This window comes from Corynebacterium sp. MSK004 (assembly GCF_030232515.1).
Classification (GTDB): Bacteria; Actinomycetota; Actinomycetes; order Mycobacteriales; family Mycobacteriaceae; genus Corynebacterium; species Corynebacterium hesseae.
On the sequence record NZ_JASPKB010000003.1, the window covers coordinates 103410 to 120245 of the forward strand.

Here is a 16836-nt window from a genome sequence, read left to right on the forward strand (position 1 = left end):
CAATGACACATGAACCTAAGTCTGGTGCCCGCCGACGCATTGTCACGCCTTCGCCGCCGGCGCCGGTACCGGAAAAGCGCGCGCCGAGTGGCGTCGTTGCTGTCGACGACGAACTCGAGGACCGCTCGGGACTGAAGGGCAAGGCAGCCGCTGCCTCGAGTGAGCCCTCCGGCGAAAAGAACTCCGACGGCGCCGTCGTTCGCGCAACCGGCTCCATGGCCATTGCGACGATGATTTCCCGCATCACGGGATTCATCCGCAACGTGCTCATCGGCTCGTCGCTCGGCCCGGCTATTTCCTCCGCCTTCACCACGGCGAACCAGCTGCCCAACCTCATCACGGAGATCGTGCTGGGCGCGGTGCTGACTTCGCTCGTCGTGCCCGTGTTGGTGCGCGCGGAAAAGGAAGACGCTGACCGTGGCGAGGACTTTGTCCGGCGCCTCTTCACGCTGGCCTTCTCCCTGCTGGCCACGATCACGGTGCTTTCCTGCATCTTTGCCCCGCAGTTAACGCGCATGATGTTGCCGGAGGACGGCGAGGTCAATGCCGTGCAGGCCACCTCCTTTGCCTACTTGCTGCTGCCGCAGATCTTCTTCTACGGGCTTTTCGCGCTCTTCCAAGCGGTGCTCAACACCAAGAGCATCTTTGGGCCAGGCGCGTGGGCACCGGTGGTCAATAACATCATCTCGATTACGGTGCTCGTGGCCTACCAGCTGCTGCCGGGCAGCTTGCATCCCGATGCGCCTTCGCCGATCACGGACCGGCACGTGCTGCTCCTAGCCCTAGGCACCACGGCCGGTGTGGTGGTGCAATGCCTCATCCTTTTCCCTTATCTCAAGAAGGCGGGCATTAACCTCAAGCCGCTGTGGGGCCTAGATGACCGCCTCAAGCAGTTCGGCGGCATGGCCATGGCCATCGTGGCCTACGTGGCGGTTTCCCAGCTGGGTTACGTCATCACTTCCCGCGTGGCGGCCCATGCGGACAAAGAAGCGCCGTTTATCTACCAGCAGGCATGGCTTCTCCTGCAGGTACCCTATGGCGTCATTGGCGTCACGCTGCTCACCGCAATTATGCCGCGCTTGTCCCGCAACGCCGCGGACGGTGACGTCAAGGCCGTGGTCCGGGATCTCACGCTGGGCACGAAGCTGACGTTTATCGCCCTGATTCCCATCGTCATCTTCATGACGGGATTCGGCATCCCGATCGCCCGCGGCCTTTTCCAATACGGCGCCTTCAACGCCAAGGCGGCCGAGGTACTCGGCCTCACGCTGAGCTTCTCTGCCTTTACCCTCATCCCATACGCCCTCGTGCTGCTGCACCTGCGCGTCTTCTACGCCCGCGAAGAAGCGTGGACGCCGACGTTTATCATCGCCGGCATCACGCTCACCAAGTCGGTGCTCTCCCTGCTTGCCCCACACGTGGCGGATTCCCCCGACCGCGTGGTCGTCCTTCTGGGCACTGCCAATGGCTTCGGCTTCGTGGCCGGCGCGGTGATCGGCGGCTTCCTGCTCAAGCGAAAGCTGGGCAGCCTGGGCGGTCGCGCGGTTATCGCGACGACTATCTGGTCAGTGCTGGCCTCCCTCGTGGGCCTCGTGGTGGCCTTCGTCATCAATTACGTCATCAACCTCGTGCTCCCGGAGCAAGTGCCGCCGTTCGTGTACCTGCTGAAGCTTGCCGTGGCGGGCCTCATCTTCGTGGCTGTCACCGGCATCGTGCTTTCGCGCTCGGGCTTGCCGGAAGTCATCAACCTTGGCCGCCAGCTGCAGCGCATCCCCGGCATGTCCCGCATCATCAAGATCGAGCATGCCGAGGCCATCGAGGTCGAGGCCCCAGAGCAGCTGGAGATCCAGCCGATCTTCAGCGTGGATGCCTTCAACTCCTCGCCGGTACCGCCGCCGATGTCTGCCGGTATCGTCCGCGGTCCACGCCTGGTGCCGGGCGCCCCGGTCTCCGATGGCCGCTTCCGCCTCCTCAAGGACTACGGCTCCGCCGCGGGTACCCGCTTCTGGAAGGCGCGCGAGCAGGCCACCGGCCGCCTTGTATCGCTGACATTCGTGGACACCACGGGCGAGGCTCCGATGGCACCGGCCACCCCGGCGGTAGCCGCCCGCCGCTCCGCGGAGGTCTCCCGCGCCACGCGCCGCCTGGCTGAGATGGAACTGAATGCCATGGCGGAGAACATCGACATCCTGTCTTACCGCCAGGGCTGCCTCGTCGTGGCGGACTGGGTGGAGGGCACCTCCCTGAAGACGGTGTCGGAGGATGAAGACCTCGATCCGCGCGCCGTCGCCCACGCCTTGGTCCCGCTGGTGCGCACCACGGCTGCCGCCCATGCGGCGGGCCTCGTGCTGGGAATTGAGAACCGCAACCGCATCCGCATTTCCACTGAGGGCATTGCCACCCTGGCCTTCCCCGCGGTGTTGCACAGCAACGATGAGGAGACTGACCGCTCGGCGCTGGCCTCCGCCATCTCGCTCCTCGTGGAATCCACCAGTCCGGCACCGGAGGTGCTACAGGAGATTGCTGCCGACGCCGAGGAGGGCCAAGACTCCGATCTCGAGGACATCGCCAACCGCTTGGCGGCCTTCGCCGGCGATGGCGACGACGGCGAGGAGACCCTCCAGATTCCAGTCGAGGAGACCCCGCGCAAGGAGGACCCGAGCCCCGCACCGGGCTTCGGCGGCCGCGGCTATTCTGGCTCCGGCATCATCGTCCTAGGCGCGCTGGCCACCCTCTTCGTCGTGGCGATGGCCGCGCTCAGCGTGTGGATCCTGTCCCATGTGGGTAATGAAAAGACTTCCCCAGTGGTGACGAAGAGCGAATCGACGACTGAAACCTCATTCCCCAACGTGCCGCCGGTGCTCCTGAAGGACGTCAAGACCACCTCCGTTCCGGAGGGCAAGGAAGTATCAGGTTCATGGTCCACGAAGAAGGCAGACACTGGACTCCTGCTCAGCATTGACAAGCCCACGCAACTCCGAGCGCTTCCGCTTCAGCAGAGCAAGTCCACCGGCGCCAAGTACGAAGTCTATGGCGTTAATACCAAGGATTTTGACCCCACGGATCCTGACTCCGGCAAGCTCACCGAGCTCGCACACGGCACGCTAACCAACGCGCGCCAAGACATCGAGCTCAAGGAGAAGCCCGTGGCCTTCGACGGCGCCCTCATCGTCTTCACCGACATGCCCAAATCCGGCTCCGTGACACTGAAGGAGGCCACCCTGGTGGGCATCCCGACCAACTAACCCAACACCTCACGCATTTCCCCAGACCTCGATCCCGAAACTGCTCGCTGACTCAGACACACCACGCGCATGACGACGCCCACCTGCAGGTTTCGGGTAGCAGGTCTGGGGCTTTAGTGTTCTTGCGATTTCTTCCCTTGACAGCTGAGTGAAGGAGCGTATAATTATTGTTGTCACATCAACAACCTAGAGAAACCTAGAAGAAACGAGGAAACCATGACTATCACCGCAGGAACGTACGCACTGGACCCGGCACACACCACTATCGGCTTTGTAGCTCGCCACGCCATGATCACCAAGGTGCGCGGCAATTTCAACGAGTTCGAAGGCACCCTGACCGTAGGGGAGAACATTACTGACTCCGCCGCCACCGCCACGGTAAAGACGGCATCCATCGATACCAAGAACGCCGACCGCGATGCACACGTGAAGAATGAGGACTTCTTCGATGTTGAGAAGTTCCCAGAGATGACCTTCACCGCGACCAAGTTCGACGTTAACGACAAGGGTGAGGGCACCGTCACCGGTGACCTCACCATCAAGGGCACCACCAAGTCCGTCGATTTCAAGGTAGAAGAGACCGGCGTGGCCGAGGATCCCTTCGGCAACACCCGCCTTGGCTTCGAGGCTAAGACCTCCATTAACCGCACCGACTTCGGCATCGACTTCAACGCTCCGCTGAAGACCGGCGGCGTGCTCGTCTCCGAGGAGATCAAGATCGAGCTCGAGATCTCTGCCATCAAGCAGTAAGCCATCAAGCGCGATACCTCACCTTGAGAAGTAGTTTTTAGTTGTTGCCCGTAGTGCCCATTTCGGTACTGCGGGCAACAACTTTTTAACAATTAAAGGCACCACAACCGAGTAATAAACAACTCTAAAACAACCCCTCAACAACTCGCGCAACGCTGTGGCTTGCACTTTTAAGAACAAATCTGCGTCAGAGGCTGTCATATTAGTCAATAGTTGTTTATTAGTTGTTGCGGAGTTGTTTGAAACAACTCCGCTATACTACAGGCCATGAGAGAGGACGAACTCGACTTCATCATCCAGGCACTGCGCTCGATTGAAACCGGCGCAACCGCCGATAGCCTGGAATCCGAGATTCTCGATTTCAAAGAGGACCCTGCAGTCCACCCAGGAAATCGCAATCCAGACGCAACCCTTGTTGAATTCCTCATCGATGAAGCCGTGTGCTTTTCCAATGCCGATAACGGGAACGCTTTCATCGTGCTTGGAGTCGCAGACAAGAAATCAGGACCAGAGGCATTTACAGGCACCCAGAGGGAACTGGACTGGCTCATAAGAAAAATCTTCGAAGGAACACAGCCCAACATCCACGTCGAAGCAGAGGAGCTGGAGTGGTGCGGAGCCCGGCTCATCGTCTTGCGAGTTCCCCGTGGTATCACGCTGTATCAGCGCCCGAAGGGACAGGCAAGCAAGCGGGTTGGTACTCGCTGCGTACCCCTCACCGAGCACCAACGCCGCGCACTCTTTTTTGAACGCGCTAACCCGGATTACACCGCTCACCCCTCCCGGCGAGGACTTGAGGAACTCGATATGACGGCCGTCGATCAGGCGCGGCACCTACTAGCTCAAGCTAGAGCGATGTCCGGTTCCCAGGAGCCTGTTCCCGCGACGACCCGCGAACTTTTGGGAGAACTAGGGCTGCTGGATGGCTCACAAAACCCCACATACGCGGCCGAAATCCTCTTCATGCCTCCGGTATCCCAGCAGGTTACAGTTCGGCACCTCCTCCGTCTTGTCCCTGGTGGTGAGCCGAGAACAACGGAAATCTCTGCACCCCTCATCACCGCATACTTGCGGTTGAAAGAGCTAATTCGAGTCAATGCCCAGCAAGAAGTGGAGCGCATCGCACTTGCCACAGGTCAAGAAGTATCGATCAAGGCTTTCCCAGACACCGCTGTCGACGAACTCGTCTCCAACGCCTTAGCCCATCGCGACTGGGACGCATCGGCTGCAGTAGTCATCGACCAATCTCCCATAGCCTTCTCTGTATGGTCACCCGGTGGTCTTCCCACAGGTGTACAACGCAATCGAGTTCTCACAACACAATCAATTCCCCGAAATCCCCGCCTTATGACGGCGTTAAGGATGCTGGGGTTAGCAGAGGAATCCTCCCGTGGATTCGACCGCATGTGGGCATCGATGCTGTCGAGTGGTCGCCATATTCCGGAACTTCGCGCCGAGGAATCCTTCGTCGAAGTTATTTTGTCCTCTGGCCGCGTTGACACCGCGTTTGTTAAGGCCTTGACCGAACTCAAAGGTGCTTTCGGCGCTGAGCCTTTCGACAGCGTCAATGGTCTCATCATTGCCCGTCACCTTATGGACAACCAGATCCTGCTGTGCCACACTGCTGCCCAACTCATGCAAGTCAGCGAAGATCAGGCTGCGGATACCCTTCGGTGGTATGAGAGCCTCGGTTTCGTAGAACAACTACGGGAAGCGCGAGAGTGGATACTTACCACCAAGGCCCGATCGCTGATGGGGCTTCACATAGAAGGACACATCGCAGCGACCTCCGTTCAGGACTGGATCCTGGCTCAACTCAAAGAAGGAGCTGCACTGACTACGCGTGAAGTCGCCGAAGAACTGGGAGTAGACCGGGCAACTGTCACGGGAATACTGCGCCACCTGCGGACTATAGGCCAAGCGCGCATCGATCCTGATGGCCCACAGCGCGGGCCCAACACGCGGTGGGTTCTATCTTGACCGCCCTGTGATACGCACCGCAGCGACGTTTAAGATGTAGCGCATGACTACCGCAAACCTCACTCATGCAGAAGCCACCGCCCGCAGCGCCGCGCTGCGTTTGAGCACCTACGAGCTGCACCTCGACGTCACGAGCGCGCCAACCGACGCCGACTCCTACGAGGTCACCTCGCGCATTAGCTTCACCACCGCCGAGCCTGAGACCTTCGTGGATTACTTGGGCAAGGCCGTGCACGCAGTGCGCGTCAACGGCAAGGAGGTGGAGAACACCTTCGACGGTGGACGGGTCTACCTGAGCAACCTTCCAGTGGGGGAGGAACTCACCGTGGAGATCACCGGCTCCTCCTATTACTCCCGCACCGGCCAGGGCCTGCACCGCATGCACGACCAGGCCGATGACACTACGTACCTCTACTCACACCTCGAGCCATCCGATGCCCGCCGCATCTTCCCCTGCTTTGACCAGCCGGATCTCAAGGCAAGCTACGAAGTGCACCTCACCGGCCCGCAGGGCTGGCAGCTGCTCAGCAACCAGCCGGAGGTCGGCCGCGAGAAGACGGATAGCGGGGAAGTAGCGCACTTCGCGCCGACCCCTCTGCTGTCGACGTATCTGACGGCGTTTGCGGCGGGGCCGTACGTCGAGAAGCACAGCACCTGGACCGCACCCGATGGCTCCTTGGAAGTGGAGCTGCGCGCCTTTGCCCGCGCCTCCATGGCGGAGTATCTGGATGATGAAATCCTGCAGGTCACAGCACAAGGCATGGACTTCTTCCACAGCAACTATGGCTACCCGTACCCGTGGGGCAAGTATGATTCCATCTTCGTTCCGGAATACAACCTGGGCGCCATGGAGAACCCCGGCCTCGTGACCTTTACGGAGCACTACCTCTTCCGTTCCGCCGCCACCCGCGCGCAGCATGCCGGCCGCACGAATACCATCCTGCACGAGATGTCGCACATGTGGTTCGGTGACCTAGTCACCCCACAGTGGTGGGATGACCTGTGGCTCAAGGAGTCCTTCGCGGAGTTCATGGGCGCGGATTCCTCGGTGCACGCCACCGAATACACCGAGGCGTGGGTCAACTTCGCCGGCCAGCGCAAGAACTGGGCGTACCTGCAGGATCAGCTGCCCACCACGCACCCGATCAAGGCCGAGATCCCGGACGTGGATGCCGCGCGCCAGAACTTCGACGGCATTACGTATGCCAAGGGTGCGGCGGTGCTCAAGCAGCTGGTGCACTACGTGGGCCGGGAGAACTTCTACGCCGGCGCGCGCGACTACTTCCAGAAGCACGCCTTTGCTGCCGCCACCTTCGACGACCTCCTCAAGGCCCTGAAGAAGCACACCGACCGCGACCTGGACGCCTGGTCCACATCTTGGCTTCGCACGTGGGGCCCGGATACGCTCACCCCGGAGCTGCACACGGACGGCGATAAGATCCACGAGCTCGCCATCGCGGTGGAGGCCGAGGACACCACGCGCCCGCACCGCCTCAACGTGGCACTCTTCGATGACTCCCTGAACAAGTACGCCACCCTCGACGTCGATCTGGAGGGCGAGCGCACCATCCTCGATGAGGCATCGGGACTTCAGGCACCTGCGTTGCTGCTGCTTAACGACGCCGACCACACCTACGCCAAGGTCCGCTTCGACGAGACCTCCCTGGACACCATCCGCACGCGCCTGTCTGAAGTTCCGGATGAGCTTTCCCGCGCGGTCATCTGGACTTCCCTGTGGAATCTCACCCGCGATGGCGAGTGGCCGGTACGCTCTTACCTGGACACGGTGCTCAACCACGCCCCGGCGGAGTCCAACCCCACGCTTCTGACCACAGCCTTTGCCAATGCCCGCTATGCCATCGACCACTTCGTGAGCGAGGATGTTCGCGAGGAGATCCGCGCCGACTACGCTGAGCGCCTCTGGGAGGTGCTGCAGGCCGCCCCTGCTGGCTCCGACGCCCAGCTCACCGTCGCACGCGCCGCCATCCAGGCACTCGCGGCCACGCCGGAGGAATCCGGCACGCAGCGCCTGCGCGCGCTGTACGACGGCTCCCTCGACGGCCTCGCCCTCGACCCGGACATCCGCTGGGCCATCCTCCGCGCGCTGGCCGCCTGCGATGCCGTCAGCGCCGAGGAGCTGAAGGCTGAGAAGGAGCGCGACAACACGCTCACCGGTGCCGCCGCCTACCTGGGCGCCTCCCACGCCTTCCCGTCGGCCGAGCTCAAGCGAGAGGTCTTCGACCTCGTGCGCACGCCGGGCAAGTACTCCAACGCGGAAGTGGATTCCCTACTCGCGGCGTTTAACGCCCCGCGCTCGGCCCACCTCACCGAGGCCTTTGCCCAGGAGTATTTCGACTCTCTGGCGAAGCTCTGGGAGGAGCACCCCATCGAGATTGCTAACCGCCTCGTGCGCGGGCTCTACCCGGATCTCGCGATGGCCGACGCCGCCACCAGCGAGTTCCTGAGCAGCGAGCGCCCTCGGGCGCTGCGCCGCGTGCTGCTGGAATGCCAGGATGCGCTGCGTCGTGCGCAACGCGTGCGTGCGGCGCAGTAGACGCGGCGCGTAGCGGACAGAAGAATCTTCCCGTAAACTCGCAGACACATTAACGGGGGACAATCACACACCATCGGCTTCGGCCAAGGGACTGTGTTGACCCATGTGTCATTGCTCAAGTTTCCGGGGGGATTCTTCTTGTCAGCTCAGCCGACCGATCGTGAACTCGTCGACGCCTTCATTGGCGGAGATACTAAGGCCTTTTCGGCAATCGTCGAGAAGCACCGTGCGCGCCTGACGGCCATGGCGCGGCGCTACACGCGCAACGATGATGATGCGCAGGACATCGTGCAGGAGGCACTGCTCAAGGCCAGCTGCAACATGGCCTCCTACCGGCACGATGCCACGCTGAGCACATGGCTGCACAGGCTGGTGATGAACTCCGGCTATGACTTCCTCAACCACCGCTCGAACCGAGAGAACGCCTCCCTCGATGCAGAGATCATTGAGGATGACCGCAACTACGCACTCGCGCACAATCCCAGTGAGAACTTGGCGGAACGCATCACGGTGGCCCAAGCGATGGAGACGTTGCGCCAGGACCAGCGAGAAGCGTTGTACCTGACCGATGTTGCTGGCTATCCCATCGATGCGGTGGCCAAAGTGCAGGGCGTTGCGCCAGGCACGGTGAAGTCGCGGCGAGCCCGGGCTCGGCAAGTGCTGCGTGCGGCGATAGACTGAGGCCGAGTAGAATCACACTATCTTTCGCGCGATGTGCGCGAACATGAATCAGATTCTGTCCAAGAATTGTCGTCTCAAGGGAGTTTTTTGTGACCATCCACGATGTCGCCATCGTCGGCTCCGGCCCCGCCGGCTACACCGCAGCACTCTACGCAGCACGTGCCGAGCTCAATCCCATCGTCTTCGAGGGCTTTGAATACGGCGGCGAACTCATGAACACCACCGAGGTGGAGAACTACCCGGGCTTCCAGAAGGGCATCATGGGCCCCGAGCTCATGGAAGAAATGCGCGCCCAGGCCATCCGCTTCGGTGCGGACCTGCGCATGGAGGTTGTCGATTCCGTCGAGCTCGAGGGCGAGGTGAAGAAGCTGCACGTCGGTGACGAGGTCTTTGAGGCCCGCACCGTCATCCTCGCCACCGGTGCAGCGCCGCGCTACCTGGGCATTCCGGGTGAATCCGAGCTCGCTGGGCGCGGCGTGTCCGCCTGCGCCACCTGCGATGGCTTCTTCTTCAAGGGCCACAACATCGCCGTCGTCGGCGGCGGCGATTCCGCCATGGAGGAGGCCACCTTCCTCACCAAGTTCGCCGAAACCGTAACGATCATCCACCGCTCCGAGAACTTCCGCGCCTCCAAGATCATGCTGGAGCGCGCCAAGGAGAACCCACAGATCAAGTGGCTGACCAATACCACCGTTGAGCGCGTCCTGGATAAGGACGGCAAGGTTGGCGGCCTGGAGGTCAAGAACTCCCTAACCGGCGAAACCAGCGAACTCGATGTCACCGCCATGTTTGTGGCGATTGGCCATGACCCGCGCTCCGGCTTCCTCGAGGGCCAGGTGGCCACCAATGAGGCTGGCTACGTCGTAGTGGAACAGCCTTCGACCAAGACCTCGCTGCCTGGTGTCTTTGCCTGCGGTGACTTGGTGGATGACCACTACCAGCAGGCCATCACCGCGGCTGGCTCCGGCTGCCGCGCGGCCATTGATGCGGAACATTTCCTCGCCGATAACCGTTAGTAGTCACATGAGCAACATTAAGAACGTCACTACTGATTCCTTCCGCGCGGACGTCGTGGAGGCAGGCAAGCCCGTCGTCGTGGACTTCTGGGCTGAATGGTGTGGGCCGTGCAAGAAGTTGTCCCCGATTCTCGAAGAGGTCGCCGAAGAACTCGATGATGACGTCTCCGTGGTCAAGGTCAACGTGGACGAGGAGCGCACCCTGGGTGCCATGTTCCAGATCATGTCGATCCCATCCGTGCTGATTTTCAAGAATGGTGAGAAGGTCGACGAGTTCGTCGGCCTGCGTTCCAAGGCCGACATCGTGGCGCAGATAAAGAAACAGCTCTAACTGGTATTCTTTAACTCGTTGATGGCGCACTGCGGTGCGCCTCCTTGATCACGAAAGGGGTAGGTGTGAATCGCGTTTTACGTGTAGGTGACCAGAGCGTTCGGGTCGCCGAAGCACGCGCAACCCTTGCCCGCCTCGGCCTGATGACTGACTACCAGGGGACGTTGTCCGACTGGAAGAAGCAAAAGTACTCCGAAGCCGATAAGCACTTTGATAACAATTTGGCCGAGGTCCTCAAGGCCTTCCAGCAATCCCGCGGCATCGTGCCTAGCGGCGATATTGATGACCTCACTCTGCGCGAGCTGCGCCAGGCTTCCTACACGCTGGGCGCCCGCGTTCTGGCCTATGAACCGGGCAACGTGCAGGTGGGCGATGACGTAGCACAGCTCCAAGAACAATTGCAGGAGCTTGGCTTCTACCAAGAACGCATCGATGGCCATTTCGGTGCCCGCACCTACGCGGCGCTGGCGGAATACCAACTCAACTCTGGCCTGCGCAGTGACGGGATCTGTGGCCCTGCCACCATTAACGCCCTCAACCTGCTGGGTCGGCGTATCACTGGCGGCTCGGCGCACAATATCCAGGAACGCGAGCGCGTGCGCAATGCCGGGCCGAAGCTGGCCGGCAAGCGCGTTGTGATCGACCCCAGCCTGGGTGGCCTCAACAAGGGCAACACGGTCAGGGGACGCTTTGGTGACATCACGGAGGAGGAGATCCTCTGGGATTTGGCTGAGCGCGTTGCCGGGCGCATGATCGCCGCCGGCATGGAGACCATCATCTCCCGCCCGCGCAACGATGACCCATCGATCCGTGACCGCGCAGACATGGCCAATGCATTCGACGCCGACCTGGTTATTTCACTGGCCTGCGATGAATACCCCACGGAGAAGGCCAACGGCGTAGCCACCTTCTACTTTGGGTCGGAATCCGGCAACTCTTCCCTCATCGGTGAGACGCTCTCCGGCTTCATCCAGCGTGAGATCGTTGCCCGCACCGAGCTGGGTAATTGCCGCAACCACGGCCGCACGTGGGCGTTGTTGCGCCTGACGCAGATGCCGGTGGTGCAGGTCGTGCTGGGTTACCTGACCAGCCCCAAGGACGTGGCTATCCTTACCAACCCGGACCGCCGCGATGACATCGCCGAGGCCATCGTCGTCTCCGTCAAGCGCCTCTACCTCTTGGACGAGGATACCGCCGTGACCGGCACCTATCGCTTCGACGAGCTACTGCGCGCCGAGCGCTCTTCCTAAAGGGATTAGGCCAAAGCGCGGGCGAGGAGGTCCTCCACCGCGGCTGCGGTCAGCAGGTCGAAGGCCGGGGGAAGCTCGAGGCGCAGGCGCGGGGTAATAGGGTGATCGCGCACCACCATGAAACCGGCAGACTCCAGCGTCTCCACAGGTAATAGGCCAATGCGAGCGGGTTTCTCGCGGAGGAGCTCTTCGGCCTGGTGGGCATCACGAAAGCCAAAGGCCTCAACGGCGCTTGCCTCGCGGGAGGTGAGGTGCATGATGGTGGCGTCGAGAAGCACTGCTTCCAAGCCCTTCGCCGCGCGGTGCGGCTTTACAAATAGCGAAGTCACCAGGACCGCATCCTCCGAGACGGGGGAAGTGGGCAGCTTGGCCACACCGGGGGCAAGCTCAGGCGGACAGAAGAGGAGCGTGGCCTCATCGCCCACGGTAAAACCGCAGTCGCCGCAGCGCAGCAGGGTGGAACTGATCCATGCCTCCTTTTCAAATGCAGGATCAGCGACCGTGGTTTTCATCTCCCAAAAAATAGATCGGGCCGCCAAGGGGTTGATAGCAACACCTTCCTTGACGGCCTGAACGAGCATGGCGAGCTAGCTGCCTTCTTTGCCCTCAATGAGCGCTAGGATGCGCTCGAAATCCTCCTGGTCTCCGAATTCGACGACCATCTTGCCCTTGCGCTTGCCCATGGTGACGGTGACCTTGGTGTCGAAGCGATCGGCCAAGCGCTCGGCGGAGTCCGTAAAGAACTGCGGCTGCGGGGCAGCGGGCTTCTTGGTTGGCTCGGCTGGCTTGCCATCGCGCTTGTACAGGGTGACGGCTTCCTCGGTGGCTCGCACAGACAGACCCTCGGCCACGACGCGATTGGCAATGAGCTCCATGGCCTCTGCATCCGGCAAACCCAGCAACGCGCGAGCGTGACCGCCCGATAACGTACCCGCGGCAACGCGCTTCTGCACGTCCACCGGCAGCTTGAGCAGGCGGATCATGTTGGTCACCTGCGGGCGCGAGCGACCGATGCGATCAGCCAACTCATTTTGGGTAACCCCAAATTCTTCAAGAAGCTGCTGATAGGCGTGTGCTTCTTCCAACGGGTTGAGCTGCACGCGGTGGATATTCTCCAGCAGAGCGTCCCGCAGCAAATCATCATCCTTGGTATCGCGGACGATAGCCGGGATGGTAGCCAGGCCCGCCTTAGAGGAGGCACGCCAGCGGCGCTCACCCATGATGAGCTCGAAGCCGCCCTCCTCGGAAGGCCGGACCACGACTGGCTGCAACAGACCGAATTCCTTGATGGAGTGGACCAGCTCGGCCAGGTCATCCTCGTCGAAGACAGTACGCGGCTGCTTCGGGTTGGGCATGATGTCACCGACGGAGATCTCGCGGTAAGTCGCACCAATCACCGAAGGCTTGGCCTGACGCTTCTTCGAACCCGAGGATTGCTGGATGGTGGGCGCACCCTGCACCCTTTTCGTGCCGGCATCCTTAGGAGCGCCGGTGGACGCACCGAGAATGATATCTGCGGCGGAATCTCCCAAGCGTGGCTTGCGGGAGGGCGCACCCGGGCCGGACGGGATGAGCGCGGCCAAGCCCTTGCCCAAACCGCCCTGGCGCTGCTCCGGCTTGTGGTCTGCCTTCTTATCTGCCACGGTGTCCTATCCTTCCAATTCCGCGAAAATCTCTGGGCTCACGCCAATGGCACCCGTGGTGGGGTGCGGCGTGTAGTCCCCGCGCTTATCCAACTCGCGTGCGGCGGCGGCGTAGGCGCGGGCGCCTGTCGACGACGGGTCATAAGCGATAACCGTCTTACCATAACCCGGCGCCTCCGAAACGCGAACGGAGCGCGGGATGACGTTGCCTAAGACGACGGCGCCGAACTGCTCGCGCACTTCATTGGCCACCTGTTCAGCCAGCTTGGTGCGGGCGTCGAACATGGTGAGCAGCACGCCGGAGATGTGCAGATCCTCGTTGAGGTGCTCACGGATCATGGAGATATTTCCCAGCAGCTGGCCCACGCCCTCCAGGGCGTAGTACTCACACTGGATGGGAATAATGACCTCTTCTGCGCACGTCATCGCATTGATGGTGAGCAAGCCTAGAGACGGTGGGCAGTCAATAAAAACGTACTCAAAGCCATGCTCTTCGAGGAAGCCGTTGTGCAGGGCGTCATACAGGCGAAACTCGCGGCGAACCAGGGAGACCATTTCAATCTCCGCGCCGGCGAGGTCGATGGTGGCGGGGATGCAGTAGAGGTTCTCATCGTCGGGGGAGTGCTGCATCGCATCCTCCGCGCTGCAGTCACCCAACAAAACCTCATAGCTGGATTTGGTGCCGGAGGTGTGCTCCGCGCCCACCGCGGTGGAGGCATTGCCCTGCGGGTCCAAGTCGATCACCAGGACCTTCTTGCCGGCCTCAGCGAGCGCGGCGGCAAGGTTGACGGCGGAGGTGGTTTTACCCACGCCACCCTTCTGGTTCGCGATGGTGATAAGACGAGGATGAGTCATGCCGTCTACTTTAGTTCACGCGCGGGACACGGATAATGGTGGTGCCGTGGATGGTCATGACCTCGGCTTTTCCGCCACCGGCGCGCTTGATGTCGGCGGCGTCGCGCTCCAGCTCCTCGTGCACCGAGGAACCCTTGAGAGCGATCATCTCTCCGCCCTTGCGAACCAGCGGCAGGGACCACTTGGCCAGCTTGCCCAACGGGGCCACCGCGCGGGAGGTCACGATGTCGGCACCCTTAACGGCCTTTTTCACCGGGCCTTCCTCGGCGCGGCCGCGGATGACGGTGACGTTGTCGAGGCCCAGCAGGTCGACGACCTCGTTGAGGTAAGTGGAGCGCTTCAGCAAAGGCTCGATGAGAGTGATCTTCAGGTCGGGACGTGCGATGGCGAGCGGGATGCCGGGCAAGCCGGCGCCACTGCCGACGTCGATAAGCGTGGCGCCCTGCGGCATTACCTCCGCGACCACGGCGCAGTTAATGAGGTGGCGCTCCCACAGGCGCGGGACCTCGCGGGGGCCTATAAAACCACGGGTGGACCCGTCCGTAGCCAGCGAATCGTGGTATTTCTGCGCGAGCGGCAGACGCGATCCGAAGACATCAGACGGGTCCAGTGGCACAGTGTCGGACACAGATTCAGTCACTGTGAAAACTCCTGGGTTACGTTCTAGTTGTTCTTGCGGCGCTGCTTTTTAGAGCGGTGATCCTTCTTGCGTGCGCCCGGCTTCGGGGCAGAAGTGCGCTTGAGCTCAGCCTTGGCGGCTGCCTCTTCTTCTTCCTCGCGGTCCATCTTGGCGTAGACAATGCGGGTTTGGAAGAAGGTCCACACGGTGTTGGCCAGCATGTAGAAGAGCAAGCCGATGGGCCAGATGAAGCCGGAGAACACCAGCATTGCCGGCATAAACCACAGCATCATCTTGTTCATCATGGCCATCTGCTGCTGCATCATCTCCGCATTTTGGCCCTGCGGGGTAGCGGTCTTGCCGGCGGCACGGCGAGCCTCCTGGCGGTTCAACGTCATGCGGGCGTTGAAGTGGGTCAGCGTCGCAATGATGGCGATGAGCGGCACGATGATGAAGGCCGCCTGTGCGGTGGTGATTTCCTTAACAATCTCCAGACCGGAGTTGAGGCGCAGGTTGGCCACGAGCGGGACACCGAAAATCTTGGCGTCTACGAACTGCTTCACCAGCTCAGGTTTGAAGATGTAGTTCGCAATGGAGGCGTTCATCTCCTCTGACATGGCTTCACCCGCCGGGTGCCCAATGCCACCGGCGACGGCAACAGTGCGGTCAAAGGAGCGCAGCACGTGGAACAGACCAATGAACATGGGGATCTGCGCGAACATCGGCAGGCAGCCCGCCACCGGACGAACGCCGGCTTCCTTGTAGATGCGCTGCATCTCTTGGGCAGCCTTGGTCTGGTCATTGGCGTACTTGGTGCGCAGTTCCTGAATTTGCGGCTGGATCTCCTGCATCTTGCGTGAAGAGCGCAGCTGCGTGATCGTCGGCTTGACCATGATGGCCTTGAGCGTCCATGTCAGAAGAACGATGGCGATGATCCAGGTTCCGCCCCATGCGGAATCAAGGACGAAGCTCAAGAGCCAATGCCAGAACCACAGGACGGCTGAAATTGGCCAATAAATGAAATTAAGCACGAGAGTTGTTTACCTCAGTTGTTGTTTGGTCGGTACCGGATCAAACCCGCCCGGGTGCCAGGGACCGCACTTGCATAACCTGGCGAGGGCCATGCCCGTCCCCTTGAAGGCTCCATGGATGGAAATGGCTTCGAGGGCATAGGCACTGCACGTCGGTTCAAAACGACAGGTGGAGACCATCTTAAGGCCTGACAAGTGCTTTTGGTAGAAGCGCACCCCGTGAACTAGAACTCTCCCGAACCCGCGGGCTTCAGGAATTTCCTCTCCTTGAGAGTTCAGATATCCCATGTGCTTAGCGCTTTGCGGATATCACGCTCAAGACGCTCACTGGTGGCACTACCGCTAGCGGGCAAGGCGCGGATAACAATGTCAACATTGGCGGGCAATACTGTCCCGTTGACGCCTTCGCGCATGAGGGACATGCACACATGACGAAGCCGCCGGGAGGTGCGGTGGCGAACCACGGCATTCCCGACGGCCTTCGACACGATGAGGCCGAACCGCGGCCCAGTGGCCGCGATGTCGTCTTCACCGTCGTTAGAGCGCAAATGCACGACGACAGTGCGCGTGCCCGCCCGGCGCCCGCCCTTGATGGTCCTCCGAAATTGCCTCGGGGACGTGAGCTTGTGCTGGGCTGGAAGCATGAATTAAGCGGTGAGCTTAGCGCGACCCTTCTTGCGACGAGCGGCGACGATGGCGCGGCCGGCGCGGGTGCTCATGCGGGTACGGAAGCCGTGCTTACGAGCGCGACGACGGTTGTTCGGCTGGAAGGTACGCTTACCCTTTGCCACGATTAACTCCTTGAAGTTGTTGGTGGATGGCACAGCCACACGCCGGTAAGGGCGGTGGGCATAAACATCCACTGATGAATGGTGTACGTG

At 61.3% G+C, this 16836-nt stretch carries 16 protein-coding genes; 8 read left to right on the forward strand and 8 right to left on the reverse strand.

Annotation, left to right across the window (positions count from 1 at the left end; genetic code table 11):
* Positions 1-2 precede the first annotated feature (2 nt).
* The 8 genes from murJ to QP999_RS04630 all read left to right on the forward strand — a co-directional run bounded on the left by murJ (position 3) and on the right by QP999_RS04630 (position 11807).
* The gene (gene murJ / locus QP999_RS04595) at positions 3-3245 is read left to right on the forward strand and encodes a murein biosynthesis integral membrane protein MurJ (RefSeq protein WP_284847782.1); all 3243 of its coding nucleotides are present in this window, start codon (positions 3-5) and stop codon (positions 3243-3245) included.
* A 216-nt stretch (positions 3246-3461) separates the two neighbouring features.
* Entirely contained in the window at positions 3462-3995 is a 534-nt protein-coding gene (locus QP999_RS04600; protein ID WP_284847783.1) for a YceI family protein, read from the forward strand.
* Positions 3996-4262: 267 nt separating this feature from the next.
* The gene (locus QP999_RS04605) at positions 4263-5975 is read left to right on the forward strand and encodes an ATP-binding protein (protein ID WP_269948675.1); all 1713 of its coding nucleotides are present in this window, start codon (positions 4263-4265) and stop codon (positions 5973-5975) included.
* Between the two features lie 43 nt (positions 5976-6018).
* On the forward strand, positions 6019-8529 hold the full coding sequence (pepN, locus tag QP999_RS04610) for an aminopeptidase N (protein WP_284847784.1): 2511 nt from the start codon (positions 6019-6021) through the stop codon (positions 8527-8529).
* 138 nt (positions 8530-8667) lie between these two features.
* A complete protein-coding gene (locus QP999_RS04615; RefSeq protein ID WP_070521975.1) occupies positions 8668-9210 on the forward strand; it encodes an RNA polymerase sigma factor in 543 nt (180 codons plus the stop codon).
* An 89-nt stretch (positions 9211-9299) separates the two neighbouring features.
* Complete coding sequence (gene trxB / locus QP999_RS04620) at positions 9300-10226, forward strand: thioredoxin-disulfide reductase (protein WP_284847785.1); 927 nt, start codon at positions 9300-9302, stop codon at positions 10224-10226.
* A 7-nt stretch (positions 10227-10233) separates the two neighbouring features.
* Positions 10234-10557, forward strand: a complete 324-nt coding sequence (gene trxA, locus QP999_RS04625) for a thioredoxin (RefSeq protein WP_070521914.1) — start codon at positions 10234-10236, stop codon at positions 10555-10557.
* A gap of 65 nt (positions 10558-10622) precedes the next feature.
* The gene (locus tag QP999_RS04630; protein WP_284847786.1) at positions 10623-11807 is read left to right on the forward strand and encodes an N-acetylmuramoyl-L-alanine amidase; all 1185 of its coding nucleotides are present in this window, start codon (positions 10623-10625) and stop codon (positions 11805-11807) included.
* A 5-nt stretch (positions 11808-11812) separates the two neighbouring features.
* Here QP999_RS04630 and QP999_RS04635 read toward each other — a convergent pair whose 3' ends face one another.
* Genes QP999_RS04635 through rpmH form a run of 8 tightly spaced genes read right to left on the reverse strand, consistent with a single transcriptional unit; the run spans position 11813 to position 16746 of the window.
* Positions 11813-12388 carry a hypothetical protein gene (locus tag QP999_RS04635; protein WP_284847787.1) on the reverse strand — a complete coding sequence of 192 codons (576 nt, stop codon included), beginning with the start codon at positions 12386-12388 and terminating at the stop codon, positions 11813-11815.
* A gap of 6 nt (positions 12389-12394) precedes the next feature.
* Entirely contained in the window at positions 12395-13450 is a 1056-nt protein-coding gene (locus QP999_RS04640; RefSeq protein WP_070521924.1) for a ParB/RepB/Spo0J family partition protein, read from the reverse strand.
* Positions 13451-13456: 6 nt separating this feature from the next.
* Positions 13457-14305, reverse strand: coding sequence for a ParA family protein (locus tag QP999_RS04645; protein ID WP_070521927.1), 849 nt, complete (start codon positions 14303-14305; stop codon positions 13457-13459).
* 10 nt (positions 14306-14315) lie between these two features.
* Positions 14316-14945 (reverse strand): 16S rRNA (guanine(527)-N(7))-methyltransferase RsmG, encoded by a 630-nt coding sequence (gene rsmG, locus QP999_RS04650; protein WP_070524939.1) that lies wholly within the window; start codon positions 14943-14945, stop codon positions 14316-14318.
* A 23-nt stretch (positions 14946-14968) separates the two neighbouring features.
* Complete coding sequence (yidC, locus tag QP999_RS04655) at positions 14969-15955, reverse strand: membrane protein insertase YidC (RefSeq protein WP_250224462.1); 987 nt, start codon at positions 15953-15955, stop codon at positions 14969-14971.
* Positions 15956-15964: 9 nt separating this feature from the next.
* Positions 15965-16243 carry a membrane protein insertion efficiency factor YidD gene (gene yidD, locus QP999_RS04660; RefSeq protein ID WP_070444526.1) on the reverse strand — a complete coding sequence of 93 codons (279 nt, stop codon included), beginning with the start codon at positions 16241-16243 and terminating at the stop codon, positions 15965-15967.
* A complete protein-coding gene (gene rnpA / locus QP999_RS04665) occupies positions 16231-16599 on the reverse strand; it encodes a ribonuclease P protein component (RefSeq protein WP_284847788.1) in 369 nt (122 codons plus the stop codon). Before rnpA ends, yidD begins: the two co-directional genes overlap by 13 nt.
* A gap of 3 nt (positions 16600-16602) precedes the next feature.
* Complete coding sequence (rpmH, locus tag QP999_RS04670; RefSeq protein ID WP_003847033.1) at positions 16603-16746, reverse strand: 50S ribosomal protein L34; 144 nt, start codon at positions 16744-16746, stop codon at positions 16603-16605.
* Between the last annotated feature and the right edge of the window lie 90 nt (positions 16747-16836).

What these genes read in the sequence shown, in the direction of transcription:
- QP999_RS04635 (WP_284847787.1), bottom strand. Translation starts at nt 12,388, where the DNA reads ATGCTCGTTCAGGCCGTCAAGGAAGGTGTTGCTATCAACCCCTTGGCG.
- pepN (WP_284847784.1), top strand. Translation starts at nt 6,019, where the DNA reads ATGACTACCGCAAACCTCACTCATGCAGAAGCCACCGCCCGCAGCGCC.
- murJ (WP_284847782.1), top strand. Translation starts at nt 3, where the DNA reads ATGACACATGAACCTAAGTCTGGTGCCCGCCGACGCATTGTCACGCCT.
- QP999_RS04600 (WP_284847783.1), top strand. Translation starts at nt 3,462, where the DNA reads ATGACTATCACCGCAGGAACGTACGCACTGGACCCGGCACACACCACT.
- rnpA (WP_284847788.1), bottom strand. Translation starts at nt 16,599, where the DNA reads ATGCTTCCAGCCCAGCACAAGCTCACGTCCCCGAGGCAATTTCGGAGG.
- QP999_RS04645 (WP_070521927.1), bottom strand. Translation starts at nt 14,305, where the DNA reads ATGACTCATCCTCGTCTTATCACCATCGCGAACCAGAAGGGTGGCGTG.
- trxA (WP_070521914.1), top strand. Translation starts at nt 10,234, where the DNA reads ATGAGCAACATTAAGAACGTCACTACTGATTCCTTCCGCGCGGACGTC.
- QP999_RS04605 (WP_269948675.1), top strand. Translation starts at nt 4,263, where the DNA reads ATGAGAGAGGACGAACTCGACTTCATCATCCAGGCACTGCGCTCGATT.
- yidD (WP_070444526.1), bottom strand. Translation starts at nt 16,243, where the DNA reads ATGGGATATCTGAACTCTCAAGGAGAGGAAATTCCTGAAGCCCGCGGG.